Consider the following 18848-nt stretch of genomic DNA (forward strand, 5'->3'; position numbering starts at 1 on the left):
GCAGGAGCCCGGAGCTGGAGGCGCCCCGCCTCCAGCCCTGGCCCTCGGGCATGTGCCCTCCGCACGCATCAGTCCCGTCTGGGATTCTCTCGCTTCGAGCGACTGCCGCGGGAACTCTCACCGACCTCCCGCGCGAGCCGGCGCTGCTCCTGGTGGTAGAGGTAATCATCTAGGCCCCCCGGATGCCTCTCCACCTTGCCCCCCACCACGTCCCAGACGTGTGACGCCAGCCTATTCACGAAGCCGCGGTTGTGTGAAACGAACACCAGCGTCCCTCCATACCCCTTCAGTGCTTCTATCAACATCTCCGTCGAGTCCAGGTCCAGGTGGTTGGTGGGCTCGTCCATCAGCAGGAGGTTGGAGGGCACCAGCAGCAGCTTGGCCAGCGCCACTCGCGCCCGCTCTCCACCACTCAGTACGCTGATGGGCTTGTCGACGTCGTCCCCCGAGAACAGGAACGAGCCGAGCACCCTCCGCACCACGCTCTCCGGCTTGTCCGCCGCCAGGGGACGCACCTCCTCAAGGATGGTGTTGCGCTTGTTCAACTTCTCCGTGTGGTGCTGTGCGTAGTAGCCCATCACCACGTTGAGCCCTGGCTTCACCACACCCGCGTCCGGCGCCAGCTCCCCGGCCATGAGCTTCAACAAGGTCGTCTTGCCCGCACCGTTGTCGCCCACCACGGCGATGCGCTGACCGCGCTCCACCCGAGCATCCAGCCCTGAGTACACCACCGTCGCGCCATAGCGCTTCTGGACGCGCTCCAGCAGCATCACTTCCTTTCCGGAGCGAGCCACTTCCGGGAAGCGAAAGCGCATACGGGCCCGCTCCTCCAGTACCCGCACCTCCTCGAGCCGCTCCAGCATCTTCGCCCGGCTCCGGGCCTGGCTGGCCTTGGTCACCCTGAAGCGGTCGATGAACGACTGCAACTCCGCCTTGCGCGCCTCCACACGCTGGGCTTCCGCCATGAGCTGCTCGGCCTCCTCGGCCCGCTGCCGCTTGTACGCGTCGTAGTTGCCCACATACGAGCGCAGTCCCTCCACTTCCAGGGCCAGAATCCTATCCACCTGTCGGTTGAGGAAGTCCCGGTCGTGGGAGATGAGCACTAGCGCCTTGGTCGAGCGCTTGAGGAAGCCGTCGAACCATGCCAGCGTTGACACGTCCAGGTGGTTGGTCGGCTCGTCCATCAACAGCAAATCCGGGTCCTGGAGCAGCAGCCCTGCCAGTGCCGCGCGCATTCGCCAGCCGCCACTCAGCGCCCCCGTGGGTCTATCCAGGTCCGCGTCCTGGAAGCCCAGCCCCTTGAGGATGCGCTCAGCGCGGTGTCGCCCGTAGTGCTCCTCGAATTGGTTCAGTTCCACATAGAGGTCCGCCAGCGCCTGGGCCAGCGCCAGTTGCTCCTCCTCGCTACTCACCTCCCCAAGCGCGTCCTCCGTCTCCCTCAGGCGCGCCTCCAGCGAGTCCCGGCCAGGCACAGTGCTGAGCACCGCGTCCACCACCGTGCCCTCAGGCAGGCCCGCCAGTTCCTGAGACAGATAGCCCACCCGCGCCCTGCGCCGGTAGGTGAACGTCCCGGAGTCTGGCTGCCGCACTCCCGCCAGCATCTGCATCAGCGTGCTCTTGCCAGTGCCATTGGAGCCCACCAAACCCATGCGGTCCCTGGGGCCAATGGAGAAGCTTTCGTTGTCGAAGAGGACTTTCTTTCCGTATGAGAGGCAGACCCCCTGGGCGATGACGAGGCTCATGGATGACCTGGAGCTATATCAGCCCACCCGTCTTTCTGGAACAATTGTCGCTGCCTGTCTGTCATTCCCAGCGCCAGCCCCCTGGCACTCCGTTCGGTACTGGGAGTCCCGCGTGCGCGCGGGGCAACGGATGACGCCCCATCAGGTCTCTCTCCAATCCAGTATGCCGCCCCCAGCCCAGTGGACCCGGGACGCGCCTACGACAACCTCGGCCAGCGCATCTTCTTCGGCACCGGGCAGACGGTGGACTGCGCGGTGGACTTGTCGGGCATCCCCACCGACGTCTCCACCTCCGGCAGCGAGCGGTGGGTGGGCATCTTCCTGCGCTTCACCCGCCTGCTGTCCGAGCCGCGTACGGACGGCAACTCCCAGCAAGTGTACTTCCGCCGCGACGAGTCCTTCGAGCTGGTGGTGCGCCAGGCGCCGGAGGGCCTCGTAGGCCAGGCGCCCAAGCCCGCCCTCCAGCCGGACGAGCTGCTGCTGTGTGACGTGCGGCGCCGCTCCGGACAGACGCAGATTCTCGCCGCGGACTTGGACACCTCCCGCCGCCAGGCCTTCATCTTCGCGCGCGGCACCTCCGTGGCCGTGGAGAGCGGCACCTGGGACGTCCTGAGCCCCAGCTCCGCGACGGTGCAGGCGGCGCTGGACGAGGTGGACGCCGAGTTGGCCGGACACTTCTCTGGTGCCGCCCGAAGGCATGACGCCAGCACCGTGGACTGCAAGCCCCGAGGCTTCATCACTGGCACCACGGTGCAGGAGGCCGTGGACGACGTCGCGGACAAGCTCTCCTCAACCGCCGCCGGCACACCGGGCGCCTCCCTCGTCGGCGCGGACGCGGTACCGGGCACGCCCAACCTGCTGCCCGCGGGCACCGTGGACGCCCAGCTCTCCTCCCTGCTGGGCTTCCTCAACGCCCACCAGGGCGCCGCCACCGGGGCACACCACGCCAGCGCCGTTGGCGCCACGCCCCACGGCTACGTCACCAGCGCCAGTGTTCAGGCCCAGCTCCAGGAGGTCGTCACCCGCCTCGGTGAGACGACGGCTGGAAGCCCCGGGACGTCTCGCGTCGGAGGAGACGTGCTGGCCGGGACGCCCCATTCCCTTGCCGCCGGCAATCTGCGGCAGCAGGTGGCCGCGCTGCTGGGCTTCCTCAACGGGCACGTCACCCAGGGGGCGGGGGCCCACGCGGCCTCCGCCGTCTCCGTCGCGGACACGGGAGAACTCCTCGGTGCAGGCACCGTCGAGGCAGCCCTCGCTGAAATCCTCGCGGCCCTCAGCAACGGGCACTATCGGAGCAACGAGACGGCGGCAGGCCAGCACAAGGCCATTCTCCAACCCAGGCTGGGCTCCGGCCGCGTCCTCCTCCTCGACGCCCTGGGCGTTGGCGGAGCAGCCGCGCGCCTTCGCCTCTACGCCGACAGCGACTCGGTGTGGTTCACCCTCAACGCCGCCTGGAATGGCAGCGCCTGGGCCCGAGACACCACCGGCGCGGCTGCCGCCGGCTTCCGCCTCTCGCGCAACGAGGTGGAGTTCCTCCACGACGCCAGCCTCGCCGCCACCTTCGCCTCCTGGACGCGCACGCTGCGACTCCCGCTGAGCAGCACCGCCAGCAACACCTCCTTCGAGCTGGCGGGCAGCGTGCGCGAGGTGGGCCGGCTCGGCCTCCAGTTCAGCAACAGCGACACCGCCGCGCACGACAGCCTGTCCGGCGGCGGCTCGGTGACGTTCCGCAGTCGCTTTCCCACCGCGCCCTCCTCCATCACCCTCAGCCCCTACGCCTTCGCCGGAAGCTTCGTCGGCAATCCCACCGTCATGGTGCCGGACAGGGACGGCTTCGCCTTCTACACCCACCAAAACCTCCCAGGCCTCGCCTCGACGTACTGGTTCGGCTCGTACACCGCTGTCGCGTGAGGACGCCCCCATGGCCATTCACGAAGTCACCGCTGACGACGTGCTTCAACGCTGCGCCCGGTGCGGCAGCGGCAATCGCCTCTCCCTTGGCACCCTGGAGGTCGGCGTCGCCCGTCGTGAGGACGTGGACGACGGCCTCGTCCAACTTCCGCCCTGTCCCGCCTGCCGCTCCACCGAGTTCCTCATCCGCGCACCGGAGGGCGAGCCGGAGCACCCCGCGCCAGGCAGCTTCGGGCACCTGCACCAGCTCCTCGTCGGCCACCTCCACGCGGAGCTCGTCCAACGCGGGCGCCTGCACACGGTGCTCAAGCCCAAGGGGGGGAGGCGCGGGCAAGGTGGTGGCGCGGCCCCTGTCTCAAGAGGCCCGCGCGCGCTGGTTTCCGCAGGGCCTGCGCATCGAGGTGCCGCCGGGCGAGCACCCCCGCGCCCCGGAAGAGTCCAGCCAATAGACATACACTGCCAGCAAAACAGAGGACATTCCCCGCCGGCCGCATCTCAAATCGCCCTCGAATCCCTCCCTCCTCGGCTTGCTATCGCTCGAAGGTAGAGCGTGTATGTCTTCGCGCGCTCCCCACTGCGCGCCAAGGAGACACCCATGGTTATCGGCACTGATACCACCTACCTCGGCAACGAAATCCCCGGCCTCCGGGGGCAGAAGGTCCGCATCTTCGCGGTGCTGCGCGGCGGCCTGCGCCCCGACGCCAACCCCGACGCGGACGACTACTATGTGAATGACAACGAGACGCTGGCGCGCCTCGGAGGCGTCACGGCCGAGGACTGCATCGACGCCGCCCCCATTCTCCCGGACGGCACCACCTCCTTTGTGCATGTCGATCCGCGCGCCATCGACTTGGAGTGCTTCGCGCACCTGCGCAAATAGCGACTTGCATTGCACCTGAGACAGAGCGCGTACGCACGCGCTCGCGAGCAGGCGCGCCAGAGAAAGCCATGACAGACACCCCCGAGGCGTATAGCGCCTCCGAAGAGCAGGCCATCTCCCCATCGCGCGATGCAGCGCTTGAGAGAATCGCCAACAGGCACATGGGCTTCGACACGCTGCGGACGCGCATCGGCCCCATCGACTTCCGCGAAGTCGCGGTGTGGGAAGTGAAGGATGCCCTCGAAGCGGCCTACCAAGCTGGGCTCGACGCAGCCGGCAGCACTCGCGTTGCCGTCCCGAATCAGCTCAAGAGCCGTCGCAATCCCAGCGAACAATGACTTGCCATACGCGCACAACAGAGCGTGTATGCCTCATGCGCGCCACCCAAGGGCGCGCGGAAGGACGAAACAATGACACCCCGCAAGCCACGCACCGCCAGCTCCGCGAAGCCTGCCCTGGCACCCGAGGCAACCCTCGAACGCATAGCAAGCGAAGCACTCAACATTGAAACCTTGAAGACACGCAACAGCGACAGCCTCGACTTTCACGACGTGGCGGTGTGGCGCCTGAAGGAGGCTCTCGAAGCCGCCTATCAGGCCGGCCTGAGCACCGCCAGCAACACCCGCAGCAAGTAGCGCCTCCTCTCACCAACCACGCCCCGCCCAGCGGGGCACCAGCGCATGAGGGCCACCAGGCCACCCTTGCGAATGGCAGACGTGTACCCACGGCCCGGAAAGGAAAACACCACCATGCCCCGCACCACCGCCTCGAAGACGAAGAAGCTGGAGTCCATGAACCTGACGGAGCTGCGTGCCCGCTACCGCGAAGTGGTGGGCGAGGAGACGCGCAGCCCCAACAAGAAGTACCTCATCCGCCGCATCGAGGAGTCCCTCGCCGCGAAGAAGCGGCGCAGCCCTTCCCGCCGGGCGACGGCCGCCGCCCCCAGCGCGCCTCCGGCGCCCGCCGCACCGGCCGCTACCCCGGCCGCAGGCACGCAGCCTGCCCCTCGGCGCGGGCGCTTCGCTGGCATGTCGCTGGAGGAGATGCAGGCGAAGTACCGCGAAGTCGTCGGGCGCCCGACGGGCAGCAGCAACGTCGACTACCTCCAGTGGAAGATTCGGGAGGCGGAGGCTGGACGAATCAACGTAGGCCCCCGCCCCGAGCGCGAGGTGAAGGTTCGCGAGGACGGCAAGCGCGTCATCCCCCTCTCCCTCGACGCAGAGGCCCTGGACGCCCTGGACAAGGCCTGGCGCGACGCGGGCCTGCCGAGTCGGACCCGCTTCTTCATGCGCGCGGTGCACCGGGAACTCACGGCCATGGGCGCCACCGAGGCTGCCGCGCACTTCGCCCCGAAGGCTGAGGAGTAAGGCTCGCCATGGCGACAAAGGAACAAGCCACCGACGCCCTCGTGTCGGTGGCACTTCGCAGGGCGCTCATAGGGGCGCGCGTAGAGGTGAAGCTGGCCCTTCACAGCAGCGGCTGCGAATTACAGCCGGAAGCCGAAGTCACATTTCCCCAGGGCACCTCCGCACGCCAGCGCAACGCGGCCCTCCTGCTTCTTGCCGCCCAGGTGGAGCTGCGCACCCCGGCGCAGGACCATTGGTTCGTCGAATCAGAGGTCCTCGACGGCGGAAATAGAGGCCGCATCTATCTGGTGCTGCTCGGCGTCGGTGGACCTTGGCCGACGCATGAAGAGGCAGAGCGCGGACTGCAAGTCCTGCACAGCGCCCTCCGCTGACGTGGACATACGGGCGGCATGCGCAAGCAGCCTCCCCGCCGCCCATTCAATGAAACATACGACGCCATAGCGCCAGAGAGGACTTGATACGCCTGCACGACAGAGCGTGTATGCCTTTCGCGACGGGCAACAAAGCGCCGCGCCAACCCCAAAGGAACGCACACCATGAAGACCACCCCCAAGCCCCTTCACTTTGGCCAGACGACGGCAACCGCGCCCCAGAACGCCACGGTGAATCTGAGCCTCAGCAAGAACCGATACGACACACCTCAGCCGCAGCTGGACATCTTCCTCCCGCGCGGTTCCAGCCACCGGGAGACGAGCGCGATGCTCTACACGTTCGCCGCCCGCCTGGAGCTGCGCACGCCCACCAGCGAGCGATGGACTGTGCAGACCGAGCGCCTTGAGGAGGCGAACCACGGCCGCATCTACCTGGAGCTGGCTGAAGGGGACCATGCCGAGGCCATGCGGGGCATGGCGCTCCTCAACGCCGTGCTGCCGCGCTGAGCAGCAGGAGCTGAGGGGGGAACCCGCGCGCAGCACCGCGCGCCCGCCAGCAGCCCGGCGTCGGTGGACGGCTGCTCCGGCTGAACCAGCGGACACGGCGGGGGACTCCGCGCCGACACATCCCGCCAATCCCCCGGCCTATCGCCAGGACAATCACACACACTGAAATTCCGCCTGCCGGCCCGAGCCTAGAAACGCCGGGCTGCGCGCCCCCCACAGAAGGCCGGAGTGCAACCCCGCGAATTCTCGCGACAATTCGAGACAGCCAAATCCACATCATCAGCTGCCGAAGATGACTTGCTTCATCCACACACCAGAGCGTGTATGCGTTTCGCGACGGGCGCCACAGCCCCGCGCGAATGCGAGAGGCAAACCCCATGAAGACGCTCCGGTTTGGAATTGAGATTGAGACGGTTGGCGCCACCCGCCAGCAACTGGCCTACGCGATTCAGAGCGCGGTGGGTGGACACGCCTCCGGCGACTACCGGGGTTGGCAGGTGACGGACACCCAGGGCCGCATCTGGAAGGTGGTGGCGGACGCCTCGCTGAGTGGGAGCTCTTACAGCGGCGAAATCGTCTCCCCCATCCTCACCTACCAGGACATGGACGCCTTGCAGCAGGTGGTGCGCGCCGCGCGCGAAGCCGGCGCCCGCGCCGACTCCTCCTGCGGCATCCACATCCACGTCGACGGCAGCCGCTTCGACGCGAAGGGCGTCACCAACCTCGTCAAAATGGTGCACAAGCAGGAGCGCCTCCTGGAGACGGCCCTCGGGGTGAGTGCGGCCCGGCTGGCCCGGTACTGCCGGCCCATCGATGGGGCATTCCTCCAGCGGCTGGAGGCCCGGCGCCCGCGCACCCTGCAGGAGGTGAATGAGGCTTGGTACGGGCGCCGCAACAGCGTGCCCAGCCGCTACGACTCCAGTCGCTACCACGGCCTCAACCTCAACAGCCTCTTCTTCCGGGGCACGATTGAATTCCGGTACTTCAACGGCTCGGTGCACGCAGGCGAGGTGAAGGCCTACGTCCAGTTGGTGTTGGCCCTCGCCGCCCGGGCCCTGGCCTCGAAGGCAGCCTCCAGCAAGCGCCGCGACTTCAACCCCGCCACCGCGAAGTACGACTTCCGGGTGTTCCTCTTGCACCTGGGCCTCATCGGAGAGGAGTTCAAGACGGCCCGGCTCCACCTCCTCAAGAAGCTGGAGGGCAGCGCCGCCTGGAAGGGGCAGCGCCGCGACCGGCGCGGCTCGGGCGGGGGCGAGGACGGCTCGCCCGGCAGCGCGGGCACGGAGGGCGCTCAGGGCGGCGCTGGGGGCACGCAGGGCGGCGCGCCCGCCGAAGCCATGGCCGCCGCGTGACAGGGCCTTCGCGGGCGCCAGGGAGCCCTGGCGCCCGCCCCTCCCGCGCTCCGCGCGCCGCCTCAAACAGCGCTTGCTTCAATGCCGAACCAGAGCGTGTATGTCTTTCGCGACGGGCGAAGGCCCTCGCCAACACAAGAGACACAGCAATGAAAGCATACGGAATCACCCGGGAGGACAGAGGCTGCCGCCCGGGGCACGGCAAGTTCCCCGTTGAGACGTACCGCGGGCGCCTCTCCCGGAAGGCGCACGCCCGGGGGACGCGCCTCGCGCACCGCCGCGCGCGGGCCCAGACGAGGGTGGAGCTTTTCAACGAGAGGCGCGACGCCTCCCGCGTCAACAACGAGGGGTAGGCCCCGCCGCACAGGACGACGAGCCCAACCCAGTACGCCCCCACCACGGAGGCACCGCGCCAGAGCCCTGCAGGTGCCCTGGCTGGCAATGACAACGGCGGGCAGTGCGCCCGCCCTCAACAGGAGGAACCCCATGCTCTACTTCGCCTACGGCTCCAACCTCGACAGGGCCCAAATGCGCACGCGCTGCCCTGGCGCCACCGTCGAGGCCCGGGCCACCCTTCCCGGCCACACCCTGGTGTTTGGCGGGTACAGCCGCCGCTGGGGCGGCGCCGTCGCCAGCCTCCAGCGCGTGCGCGGCGCCCACGTCGAGGGGCTGCTGTACCGACTCACCCCCGAGGACTTGCGCGCCCTCGACGTCTTCGAGGGACACCCCTTTGCGTACCGACGCGCCGCCCGGCTGGTGACGGACAGGGCCGGCCTCCGCCGCCGCGCGCTGGTGTACCTGCAGCCCGAGGCGAACTTCGAAGCCTGGCCGCCCGCTGGCCGCTACTTCCGCGTCCTCTGGCACGCCTACGGGCGCCTGGGATTCAACCGCGCCGCGCTCGCGGACGCCCTGGGAGGTGCGGCGTGAAGCGCGCTTCAACCCCGACGCGTGTCTTCGTCTACGGGACGCTGCTGTCCGGCGAGCCCAACCACCGCCTCCTGCGCGGCGCACGCCTCATCGGCCCAGCGCGGACGCAGCCCCACTTCACCCTCTACGACTACGGGCCGTTTCCCGCCCTCGCGTCCAGGGGCAAGCACACCGTCAAGGGAGAGGTGTACGAAGTCGACGCTCTCATGCTGGCGGCGCTCGACAGGCTCGAGAGCCACCCGCGCTTCTACCGGCGCACGCCCATTACCCTCGACGAAGTCGGCCGCGTCGAGGCATACCTGTTTCCCAAGGAGCGGCTCTCTGGCCGCCCCATCATCGAGTCCGGTTGCTGGCGTCGACACATACAGGAGAGGAAGCAATGGTAATCATCATGCGCGACGGGCGTGTCTTCCAGGGCACGGCCGTCCAAATCGTGAAGGGAATGCAGGACGTCGCCTTCGGCGTGGAGCGCCTCTCGCTGCCCGAGTACATCGACTGGGTGGTGGCCAATGCCCAGCGCTTCGAGTCCGTCGCGCTTCGTGTGCAGGGCGACACGGACGAGGCAAAGGCCGCGTCCCTCGTGGAAGAAATGCTGCGCGAGGGCTTGGCAACGAAGGGGTGAGGGCGCGCCCGCCAGGCGCGCTCTCCCATACGGCGAAGGACGGCTTCAGCCGCGCGCTGTAGCAACTCCGCCTCGAAGGAAGCGCTCAGCGGCCACAGGCCACGCCCGCCGCTTGCGGCGCGTGCCTCGCCACTCCTCAGCCACCTGGCCACCGTGTGCAGCGACGTGGCTTTCAGCCAGGAGGCCCACCGTGGCGCGAAGAGGGCCCTCACCGGCACCTCTCACCTCCACCAGCACCAAGGCATCACGGGAGCCCAGCCTCTGTAACGCCGCGGCCTCCGCCAGTCGGTACTCAGCCTTCGCCTCGGCCAGCCGCGTCCGCGCTTCGGCACTCCCGTCCAACCTCGCGTACGCCCGCTGCAACTCCACCTCTGCCCGCCCCAGGCGCTCCGCGAGCGCCCGCCGCTTCTTCATGCTCCTGGCTTTCAGGGACCGGGGCAACTTCAGCATCCGGGTCGGCCAAATAGATCGCGACTCCTGCTCGCTCAGGACTGGCCGCTTGCGGCCGATTGCTCTTTGGTGGCGCGCGTATGGAGGGTCAACGGCGCAGAACCGTTCAGGCTTCGGCGCAGCCGCCCCTTGACACTCCCAAACACGCAGTGCTCGGAACGACGGTCCGTGGCCCCACGAGCGCTCCAACGGGGCAGCCCATGACATGCCCCCATCAGCGCCCCCGCCCCTTCACGGTAACTCCGACCATGGAACGGCGCGCGCCGCCTCAGCGACGTGCGGAACAAAGGCGATGCCCTCATGGCCCTCCAGGTTTGGCAGGGCGTGACCGAAGCGCTGGAGCCGCTACGCGGCATTTTGCGGCGCTAAACCAGCGTTCTCGAGCCTCGATCACCTGACGGCGCGGACGGCCTTGTCGGTGGCTTTGAGGTCGAAGGCTTCAGGGTCAAACGAGCCTCCGACCCAATCGAGCATTTCCTCGTGCTCCTCGTGCTTGGGGTTTTGAAGAATCTCAAGCAGGCGCTCGTAGCCGGGGATACCGCCGCAGTCATCGGGCGGCGCCGCCCGCTCTCCTGCGGTGCATGCGGGGTATCTCCTGCCGAGTTCTGGAGGCTGCAGCTTCTTCACGCGGATGCGGTGCACCCAGTCGTCGCCGAAGTCGTAGATGTAGCCGAAGATGTTTCGAACGCGCGGTGCGATGTCCGCAACTGTGTACTTGCGCTCATCCCGCAGTGGAGGGCCCCCGAAGCCAAAGTCATCGGAATCTCCAGCAGCCCGGTGGCCGTATTGCTGCCGCGAAGTGTCCTCGAACACGTGCATGTGGCTGTGGGCCCAGCCGAAGGCCTCTTGCAGGATGTCGTGGAGCTTCGATAGAGGCGTGTCGCTGCGCACGTGAAGCTCGCGCCAGATGGCCGGCTGGATGCCCACCAACTCGACGTGCAGCACGTGAATGGAAGGCTCGGCAGGTGTCTTCTTACGGGAAACCATGGACGAGGGCGCATGTAACCGCTCCGGCCATGAAGAGAAAGCGTCCTGACAGTCCCCTGCGGCTGAGTCGTACGAAACAGAAGAAACTGCTGCGGCTGAGCCGCAAGGCTCCCGACGGCTGCACAGCGCTGCGCTTCCTGGCGGTCGCGAAGGTGGGCCGCGGCCTGTCTCGGCGCGAAGTGGCGCGACAGCTGTGCTGTGCCCCTTCGACGGTCGTCTCTGCCGTCCAGCGCTACCTCGCCCACGGCGAGGAGTGCCTGCGAGACGGGCGGGCGCGCAATGGCACGTCCAAGGTGGATGAGGACTTCAAACAGGCCCTGAGAGAAGTCCTCATCGGCACGCCCCAGGAGTGCGGCTGGCAGCGCCCCACCTGGAGCCGCGAGCTGCTGTGTCTGGAAATGGGCCGCAGAGGAGAACCGGCGGTGTCCGTGGCCACGAAGGGCAGAGCGCTCTGCGCGGTGGGTGCAAGCCTCAAGAGGCCCAAGCCCTTCGTGAGATGCCCGTGGCCGCGGATGAAGCGGCAGCGGCGAATCTTCCAGTTGCGCAGGCTGGCGGCAGCCTCCTGTGCCCGAGAGCCGGTCTTCTACGTGGACGAGGTGGACATTCACCTCAACACGAAGGTCGGCCCGGATTCGATGCTGAAAGGCCGCAGACGCTACGTGCTGACTCCCGGCAACAACGAGAAGCGCTACCTCGCCGGCGCGATGAACGCCAAGACGCGCAAGATGATGTGGGTGAAGGGCCGCAGCAAGGCCAGCCCCCTCTTCATCTCGCTGCTGTGGCGGCTGGCCGCCGAGAACCCGCGCGCGCGGTGCATCCACCTCATCCTCGACAATGCCTCCATCCACGACATCAGAAAGACGCGCTTGACCCTGGCCCAACTGGGCGGCCGAATCGTCCTGCACTTCCTGCCGCCCTACTGCCCCGAGGAAAATCGCATCGAGCGCCGCTGGCTCGACCTGCACGCCAGTGTCACCCGGAACCATCGCTGCAAGTCCATGGACGAGCTGATGAATAACGTGGAGGCCTACCTCCAGGCGCGAAACGACTGCGGCGAGGCCAGTCCAGCTCTACGCCGAACTGTCCCTCTTGCCGCGTAGGTGTTCGAGGATCGTGAACTTCGGTTTAGCGCCGCCCGCGGGCGCCGTGGGTGGCTTCGTACCCCTCGACATCTAGATAACAGTCACTTCGGAAACAGCTTTCGCGTCTGACATCTTCCTTTATACCGGGTAGCGAAGTCCTAACCCCTGGAGGTCAATGCCATGCATCTCTTCAAATCCGTTGTTTCCCTTTTCGCGCTCGTCGCAGCCACGGCGTGTGGTGGAGTAGAAGAGCAGGGCGATCTCGCCACCCGTGAGTCGGCGCTGGTGACGGGGACTTCCCAGGGCTGCACCTTCACGGCGTCGGTCGTGACGCGGCCGGGCCCGTTTCCTTACATCTACGACGTCAAAGTCACCCGCGAGGCAAGTAATACCTGCCCCTGGGGCGAGGGCACCGTGGTAGCGGGCTCTGCCATTGGCGGGTCGCCGACGCCTTGGCTGGCGGCCAACGAACTAGGCGTAGCCGTGAGCTACACGTACAGGACGGGCGGCCCCTCGTCCCAGAACCTGGGGCTCAAGCACGTGGCCCCAGATACGCTGGCCATCGTCCGGTCCAGGGGCCTGAACGTCAACGCGCTGGGGAAGGCCATCTACTCCGGATACCTGTCCATCGAGACGGACGGGACGACGCTCACCGTTACCGGCACCAAGGACGCCCCCCTCTACGGGGAGACAGGCTCCGGTAACTACTACGTGGCCACCTTCCAGGACTTCTTCACCAGCGAGACAGAGCCATCCATCGTCGCGTTCTAGTGTCGCGACACACGGGGCGTGGCCCGCGCCCATCCAGGAGCCCCCTATAAGGGAGCATCCGCCTTCGTAGATTCCCGTTCGGGAGCGGGCGAGGCGTCCGCAGGCGAGGATTTCTGTAGCTTCTTCTGGAGTCGTTGCTGCCGCTCCAGGTCGATCGCAAGGATGGCGGCCTGAAGCTCATCCGCGAACGGACAGTCCATGACTCCAGCCTCTTTCGCGGAGTCACGAATGATTTCAGCCCTAGAACCAGGATTGATACTGGGGATAGCTTTCCAAAGCTGCTTTCCCTCGGTCGACCGAGCGCGCTCGGCAGCCCACCAGCCGGCCACTGTCAGGACATCCTCCTCCTTAATTGGAAGCTCGCGCGCCTTCGAGCGCTCCACTGCATGGCAGGTATTCTCCATGTCCCACTTGTAGAAACCACAAGCGGAGGCAAGCGCGGCAATAAGCCCTCCAAGGAACGGCCTCAGCATCACTCGAATGTTCATGTTCACGCAGACTAACCCAACACCCGTGCCTACCTAAATTCGGTCACTGCGTAATAGGTTCGCCAAGGCCACATTCGGCAGCGCGCCAACGCCAGTGAGCGAGGCGCGCGCGGTCCACATGCTGGACGCGCCATCCACGTACGCCAGCCGGCCTGGCCGGCTCCGCCGAGAGGGCGCGCCGCTTGCGCGTCGACGTCGCCTTCTTCGCGGGCTCGACGGCAGGCTCAGGGGAGAAGAAACCACCTCCGGTGCAGCAAGGGTTGGCGCGGGCTGCGCCTCGGACCGAACAAGGCCATCCCACCGCGCAGCCACTTTCCACCTCACAACAGAGACAAGGCCGAGCACGAGGACTCCAATAAGTCCCCAACCCAGGCCACTTGGAGTAGGGTTCGCGGTCATCGAACTGTCGGGCCGGCGAACCGCGAGGAGCTATGAGCGATTTCCCCCTGAAGCCCGGTGAGCCATCCCCATCTGTCCCCGTGGAAGTCCCCCCGTTGAAACGCCGCCAACGTGCCACGCCTTGCGGCGCCCGGTCCCCTGGGGCTGCACCTGTGGCTTACCCGCCGTCCTTGGCTCCAGTCCCGCCGTCGCTGCCTGCATTGGTGAGATTGTTAGTAAGCTCAGGAAGAAGAGAACGAGGAGGGGGGCAGCAGTAGTTCCGCGTGCGGTCACAAGTATAGCCCGGTCTACAATATACACCCGAAAGACATGCTGCTACAGCGGGTGCTCCCCAACTGCAGGTACGCTGCTGCTGCGCATGAGCCACGAAGCTCACGACAAGGAGTATGGCGCCGACAGTGGCTGCGAGAAGCTTGAGTGTGGATGTCATGGGAATTCAGGTTTGAAGTGCGAGTCGTCGAGAGGCATTTGTCCATCAAGCGTCATATTGTTCAAGAACCTCCCCAGTAGAGAAATTAACTTCGCGGCCTAACCAGTGGTGCAACTGGGGCCGGCGCAAAGTCAGGACGGAGAGGTCACGGGCCATGATGGCGTGACTCTGCAGGAAAGCTCCGCATTGGAGACTGGGGCAGGCGACTGTCCGCGATTCTCGGAGACCCGGAAAGCTGTAGCTACCCAAAATTCGATCACTGCGTCATGGGCGCGTCAAAGTCCCGCTCAGCAGTGCGTCAATGCGCGAGAGCGAGGCGCGGGCTTCGCGCGTCCCTGCTCGGCGAGGCACTCCGAAATCATCGTCAGGCTCATGGCCACGCCAGGTCGATGTGGACCAGCGGGTCCGCAGACCTCTCCACCTTCGCGGTTCGTGCCTCGCGGAAGGCTTCGCTCAACACGCCGATGTCCGGGGCCGCGCGCGCCTGGCCGTCCAGCCAGAAGCGGCTCTCCGTCTCCGCACGCAGGTGGCTCTGCACCCAGCCCGCAACCATCGGCATCTGCTCCTCAACATTGGAGCGTGGCAGCTTCGCGCCGCGCGCCAGCATCGCACTCAGGAAGCCGTGGACGGCAGTCGCGCGGACGGCGCGCGCGTAGGCGAGTTGCTTGTCGCTGACGGCCTGGAGGGGCGGCACTTCCAGACCCTCCACTATGAGGACCACGTGCGGCAGGACGACGTGCACGCAACCCGCCTCGAGCTGGTCCGCGAGCTGGTCAGCCGCCTCACGCCGCTGGGCCGCGCGTTCGGCTCGGGCAGAGGTGATGCCGAAGCGCTCTTCCAGGGCCTGGAGCATGGGCCCTGTCGTGCGCGGCACCACCTCGTCTACCCCGAGGACGGTGGCGTGGAGGGTGCCATCCACCTCCGTCACCTCGACGTAGGCATCCCGGGCACGCCGCGCCGATCGACCAGCCCGGGCAGGTAGTTCAGGCGGTGGAGGACTTCTTCGCCGAAGTCGAAGGGGCAGCTCGCGACACGCGAAGCCTGGGCTCATTGGAACGCCGCCAGAGCCGCCCCTCCACCGTGAGCCGGGCTACTGCTTGCGCGTGGCGTTGGCCTGCACCGTCATGTTCCAGTACATGTCCGGTGCCAGGTTGCCCTGCGCATCGAGCCACTTCTCGCTCGTGCCGGTGAGGCCGCTCGTGTCGGTGGGCGCCACGGCCGTCTCCTCGGCGTACTCGTTGAACGAGTTGATGATGGCGAGCCTGGGCCGCTGCTGGTTCACGCGGCTCCAGCCGAGCTGCTGGTAGAAGCCGCCCCTCACGCCGTTGTAGGTGCGCGAGACGAACCAGCCCCGGTGGTTGTTCCAGCCCGACATCACGACCATGACCTCGTCGTTCGCCAGTGCTCCATCGGGCATTCCCCAGCCGTAGTAGAGCCTCCAGTCGCTCTGGGGAGGCTGGGTGGAGCTCGCCCTCACCGAGCCTTGCGCCCAGCGCACCGTGAAGCGGCTACTCGCGGTCTTGCTTCCGGTCCAGCTCTCCCACGCGAGCCGGTCCGCGTACTCAGCGTAGACGACGAGCAGCGGCTTGCCATCGAGTTGGAAGTAGCCATCCGGCGTGACGCACTTTGCGCTCTGGACGAACTCGTTCCAGACCTTCACCGCCTCCAACTCGAGCGTCGCCGGCTGGTGGTCGAATTGGATGCCTCCGATGGCGATGGCGTAGCGTGGCGTGCTCAGGGCTCCCGCGCTCCGCTTCTGGCCGATCCGGGCACACACCTCGAGCGCACGCGCCTTGATGTAGCCCTGGTCGACATCGAGGTTGTTGGTCTCGTCGAGCAGCAGGAAGTCGATCTTCGCCGACTCAATCGTCGCCAGGTGCTCGTCGATCACCGTGGCATCCTTGCTGTCATACACCTGGTACACGCCATGGGTGCGCGGGAGGTAGCGGATGTCCCAGGCCTCCCAGGTGTTCATGATGTTGGGTTGGAGGTACTTGCTGGAGTCGAGCACCCGCCACGTGCCGTCCGCAGCGGTGAAGGTGACGGGAGCGACCCGGCCCTTGCCGTAGGCATCACCCAGGAACTGCGTGTTCGAGCCCGCGCCATGGCCGGCGCTCCACAAGCTGTAGGCATTGAAGCCGGAGCCGCTCGAGGTGGCGACCTTCCACTCACCTGAGGAGAAGTAGGCGACGGCATCGGCGCGGCCATCGCCGTTGGTGTCGCCGAGCCGCTGGGCACTGGAGCCGATGCCGTGGCCGGAGCTCCACCGGCTGTAGGGATTGAAGCCGGAGCCGCTGGAGGTGGAGACGTACCAGTCACCCGTCGAGGCGATGTAGGTGACGGCGTCGGCGCGGCCGTCGCCGTTGACGTCGCCGAGCATCTGGGCGTTGGAGCCCACGCCGTGGCCGGAGATCCACCGGCTGTAGGGATTGAAGGCGGAGCCGCTGGAGGTGGAGACATACCAGTCGCCTCCCGCGGAGAAGTAGACGATGGCGTCGACCTTTCGATCACCATTGACGTCCGCGAGCCGCTGGGCGCTGGAGCCCACGCCGTGGCCGGAGATCCACCGGCTGTAGGGATTGAAGGCGGAGCCGCTGGAGGTGGAGACATACCAGTCGCCTCCCGCGGAGAAGTAGACGATGGCATCGGCCCGGCCATCACCGTTGACGTCGCCGAGCATCTGGGTGCTGGAGCCCACGCCGTGGCCGGAGATCCACCGGGTGTAGGAATTGAAGCCGTTGCCGTTGGAGGTGGCGACGTACCAGTCACCCGTCGAGGAGAAGTAGACGACGGCATCGGCGCGGCCATCGCCATTGACGTCGCCGAGCATCTGGGCGCTGGAGCCAACGCCGTGGCCGCGGCTCCAGATGTAGCGCCCCTCGTTGGCGTACCAGGTGCTGTACCAGATGCCGGTGGTCACGGGGCCCGTGTACAGCGCGGAGGACTCCGACTCGGGCGTGGAGTCCTGGCTCGCGTCGGGCTCGGGCGCGCACGACGCCAGGCCGAGCAGGAGCGTGAAGGACAGGGGGAGACGCATCGTTCGATGAAGTTTGGGTTCCATGGCTCAGGTGCGCGGCTGGCGCTCCGCCGCCTTAACACGAGACAGGCAGGAAACTTGAGCTTTCCTCGTACCCAATCCATGGGCACTACCTCGCATGTGGCCGACTTAGTCCTACAGTTGTAGTTCGGAAGAAGCCGCAGCCTCCTCCCTGTTGAAAGAACAGGAGGGGGAGGAACGAGGCTTCCCATGTCGTCGACACTCGAGGCGGAGACGCGGGCGCACGAGGTGCGCCTGGTCAGCCAGCTCGGCGCGGAAATAGAGGCGGTAGGTACTTGGCTGCAGCCCCACTTCCGCAGGCGCGAGGCGCATGTCGCTGCCGTGGAATACGTGAGGGCGCTGCTGGGCCGAGCGCAGCGGAAGAATGCGTGGGGCCTCTCAGAAGACGCAGGGCATGGCGCCCCGTATGCCTTCCAGCACCTACTGCTGCGCGCGAAGTGGGACGCAGACTCGGTGCGCGACGGCGTTCTGGAGTACGCCCGAAGAAGTCTGGGGGACGGCGGCGTGCTGGCGGTGGACGAGACAGGCTTCTTGAAGAAGGGAGACAAGTCCGTCGGAGTCGCGCGCCAGTACACCGGCACGGCGGGCAAAATCGAGAATGCGCAGGTGGGCGTCTTCCTCTCATATGCCACGCCCCGTGGACACGCGCTGGTGGACAGGGAGTTGTACCTGCCAGCAGCCTGGACACAGGACGCGGCACGCCGTGACGCGGGCGGCATTCCAGAAGACGTCGACTTCGAATCCAAGTCGGCCCTCGCGCAAGGCATGCTGCAGCGGGCCTTGGCCTCGGGACTGAAGCCTGCGTGGGTGGTGGGCGACGAAGTCTACGGGCGTGACAACACGTTGCGGCGCTTCCTGGAGGACTTGCGCCAGCCCTACGTGCTGACAGTGGCCGCAAATACGCACGTCTGGCGGGGCTTCTACCAGGTGAAGCCGGGAGACATGGTGCAACTCGTCCCTCCCGAGGGCTGGGTACGACTTTCCGCAGGTGCGGGAAGCAAGGGCCCACGCCTCTACGACTGGGCACGCATGCGTCTCAACCGGCACCTGGGCCTTTCGCGGTGGCTGCTTTTTCGTCGCAGCCTCGTGGAGGGGAAGGTGGCCTTCTACATTGCCCACGCACGGCGCAATGCTTCGCTGGCCTCGCTGGTGAGGGCCGCCGGAAGCCGGTGGGCCATTGAGGACGACTTCGAGTCCGCCAAGGGCGAGGTGGGCCTGGCAGACTACGAGGTGCGCACCTGGACGGCTTGGCATCGGCACATGACGCTGTGCCTCGTCGCGCACGTCTTCCTGGCCAATGCGCGGGCCATGGCCAACCTCGCACCCAAGGAGGGACTGCCCCCAAAAGGGCTCGGCCTGCCGTCGCGCAGAAACCCCATGCGGGCGTTTCTCGTCCGGCAGGGCCTTCACTGACAGGCCTCGTCCGCTACTCCGTCCAGGAGATTCGGCGCCTGCTGCTCGCCCTCTGGCGGCGCACGCTCTCACCAGTTGAAGATGTCCTCCT

General features: G+C 66.9%; 21 protein-coding genes. 15 read left to right on the forward strand and 6 right to left on the reverse strand.

Annotation, left to right across the window (positions count from 1 at the left end):
• Positions 1 to 68: 68 nt before the first annotated feature.
• Positions 69 to 1742, reverse strand: a complete 1674-nt coding sequence (locus HNV26_RS12935) for an ABC-F family ATP-binding cassette domain-containing protein (RefSeq protein ID WP_253816518.1) — start codon at positions 1740 to 1742, stop codon at positions 69 to 71.
• A gap of 180 nt (positions 1743 to 1922) precedes the next feature.
• On the opposite strand from HNV26_RS12935, the gene HNV26_RS12940 reads away from it, so the two are divergent.
• The 12 genes from HNV26_RS12940 to HNV26_RS12995 all read left to right on the forward strand — a co-directional run bounded on the left by HNV26_RS12940 (position 1923) and on the right by HNV26_RS12995 (position 9679).
• The gene (locus tag HNV26_RS12940; protein ID WP_253816519.1) at positions 1923 to 3653 is read left to right on the forward strand and encodes a hypothetical protein; all 1731 of its coding nucleotides are present in this window, start codon (positions 1923 to 1925) and stop codon (positions 3651 to 3653) included.
• Between the two features lie 595 nt (positions 3654 to 4248).
• Positions 4249 to 4533: a hypothetical protein gene (locus tag HNV26_RS12945; RefSeq protein WP_171441522.1), complete on the forward strand. Its 285-nt coding sequence runs from the start codon at positions 4249 to 4251 to the stop codon at positions 4531 to 4533.
• A 68-nt stretch (positions 4534 to 4601) separates the two neighbouring features.
• Positions 4602 to 4871, forward strand: a complete 270-nt coding sequence (locus tag HNV26_RS12950; RefSeq protein ID WP_171441493.1) for a DUF6900 domain-containing protein — start codon at positions 4602 to 4604, stop codon at positions 4869 to 4871.
• A gap of 72 nt (positions 4872 to 4943) precedes the next feature.
• Positions 4944 to 5168 (forward strand): DUF6900 domain-containing protein, encoded by a 225-nt coding sequence (locus HNV26_RS12955; protein ID WP_171441521.1) that lies wholly within the window; start codon positions 4944 to 4946, stop codon positions 5166 to 5168.
• Positions 5169 to 5282: 114 nt separating this feature from the next.
• Complete coding sequence (locus HNV26_RS12960; RefSeq protein ID WP_171441520.1) at positions 5283 to 5900, forward strand: DUF2924 domain-containing protein; 618 nt, start codon at positions 5283 to 5285, stop codon at positions 5898 to 5900.
• 8 nt (positions 5901 to 5908) lie between these two features.
• Positions 5909 to 6271, forward strand: a complete 363-nt coding sequence (locus HNV26_RS12965) for a hypothetical protein (protein ID WP_171441519.1) — start codon at positions 5909 to 5911, stop codon at positions 6269 to 6271.
• A 165-nt stretch (positions 6272 to 6436) separates the two neighbouring features.
• Positions 6437 to 6778, forward strand: coding sequence for a hypothetical protein (locus HNV26_RS12970; protein ID WP_171441518.1), 342 nt, complete (start codon positions 6437 to 6439; stop codon positions 6776 to 6778).
• 377 nt (positions 6779 to 7155) lie between these two features.
• Positions 7156 to 8130, forward strand: a complete 975-nt coding sequence (locus tag HNV26_RS12975) for an amidoligase family protein (RefSeq protein WP_171441517.1) — start codon at positions 7156 to 7158, stop codon at positions 8128 to 8130.
• 149 nt (positions 8131 to 8279) lie between these two features.
• Positions 8280 to 8483, forward strand: a complete 204-nt coding sequence (locus HNV26_RS12980; RefSeq protein ID WP_171441516.1) for a hypothetical protein — start codon at positions 8280 to 8282, stop codon at positions 8481 to 8483.
• 133 nt (positions 8484 to 8616) lie between these two features.
• Positions 8617 to 9057, forward strand: a complete 441-nt coding sequence (locus HNV26_RS12985) for a gamma-glutamylcyclotransferase family protein (RefSeq protein WP_141619455.1) — start codon at positions 8617 to 8619, stop codon at positions 9055 to 9057.
• Positions 9054 to 9443, forward strand: coding sequence for a gamma-glutamylcyclotransferase family protein (locus HNV26_RS12990; RefSeq protein ID WP_171441515.1), 390 nt, complete (start codon positions 9054 to 9056; stop codon positions 9441 to 9443). Before HNV26_RS12985 ends, HNV26_RS12990 begins: the two co-directional genes overlap by 4 nt.
• Positions 9444 to 9448: 5 nt before the next feature.
• On the forward strand, positions 9449 to 9679 hold the full coding sequence (locus tag HNV26_RS12995) for a hypothetical protein (protein WP_171441533.1): 231 nt from the start codon (positions 9449 to 9451) through the stop codon (positions 9677 to 9679).
• 45 nt (positions 9680 to 9724) lie between these two features.
• On the opposite strand, the gene HNV26_RS13000 is transcribed toward HNV26_RS12995, so the two are convergent.
• Complete coding sequence (locus tag HNV26_RS13000) at positions 9725 to 10093, reverse strand: hypothetical protein (RefSeq protein ID WP_253816520.1); 369 nt, start codon at positions 10091 to 10093, stop codon at positions 9725 to 9727.
• A 426-nt stretch (positions 10094 to 10519) separates the two neighbouring features.
• Positions 10520 to 11074 (reverse strand): plasmid pRiA4b ORF-3 family protein, encoded by a 555-nt coding sequence (locus HNV26_RS13005; RefSeq protein ID WP_366816859.1) that lies wholly within the window; start codon positions 11072 to 11074, stop codon positions 10520 to 10522.
• A gap of 71 nt (positions 11075 to 11145) precedes the next feature.
• Here HNV26_RS13005 and HNV26_RS13010 point away from each other — a divergent pair, with 71 nt between their 5' ends.
• Entirely contained in the window at positions 11146 to 12216 is a 1071-nt protein-coding gene (locus HNV26_RS13010; protein ID WP_253816521.1) for an IS630 family transposase, read from the forward strand.
• Between the two features lie 162 nt (positions 12217 to 12378).
• Positions 12379 to 12969, forward strand: a complete 591-nt coding sequence (locus HNV26_RS13015; protein ID WP_171441512.1) for a hypothetical protein — start codon at positions 12379 to 12381, stop codon at positions 12967 to 12969.
• Between the two features lie 44 nt (positions 12970 to 13013).
• Here HNV26_RS13015 and HNV26_RS13020 read toward each other — a convergent pair whose 3' ends face one another.
• The 3 genes from HNV26_RS13020 to HNV26_RS13030 form a co-directional block, all read right to left on the reverse strand.
• The gene (locus HNV26_RS13020) at positions 13014 to 13457 is read right to left on the reverse strand and encodes a hypothetical protein (protein ID WP_171441511.1); all 444 of its coding nucleotides are present in this window, start codon (positions 13455 to 13457) and stop codon (positions 13014 to 13016) included.
• Positions 13458 to 14656: 1199 nt separating this feature from the next.
• Complete coding sequence (locus HNV26_RS38370) at positions 14657 to 15205, reverse strand: hypothetical protein (protein ID WP_253816522.1); 549 nt, start codon at positions 15203 to 15205, stop codon at positions 14657 to 14659.
• A 171-nt stretch (positions 15206 to 15376) separates the two neighbouring features.
• Positions 15377 to 17323 (reverse strand): FG-GAP-like repeat-containing protein, encoded by a 1947-nt coding sequence (locus tag HNV26_RS13030; protein WP_171441510.1) that lies wholly within the window; start codon positions 17321 to 17323, stop codon positions 15377 to 15379.
• 210 nt (positions 17324 to 17533) lie between these two features.
• On the opposite strand from HNV26_RS13030, the gene HNV26_RS13035 reads away from it, so the two are divergent.
• The gene (locus tag HNV26_RS13035; protein WP_171441509.1) at positions 17534 to 18757 is read left to right on the forward strand and encodes an IS701 family transposase; all 1224 of its coding nucleotides are present in this window, start codon (positions 17534 to 17536) and stop codon (positions 18755 to 18757) included.
• Positions 18758 to 18848: the final 91 nt, after the last annotated feature.

The organism is Myxococcus xanthus (assembly GCF_013116825.1).
In the GTDB taxonomy this organism is placed as follows: Bacteria; Myxococcota; Myxococcia; order Myxococcales; family Myxococcaceae; genus Myxococcus; species Myxococcus xanthus_B.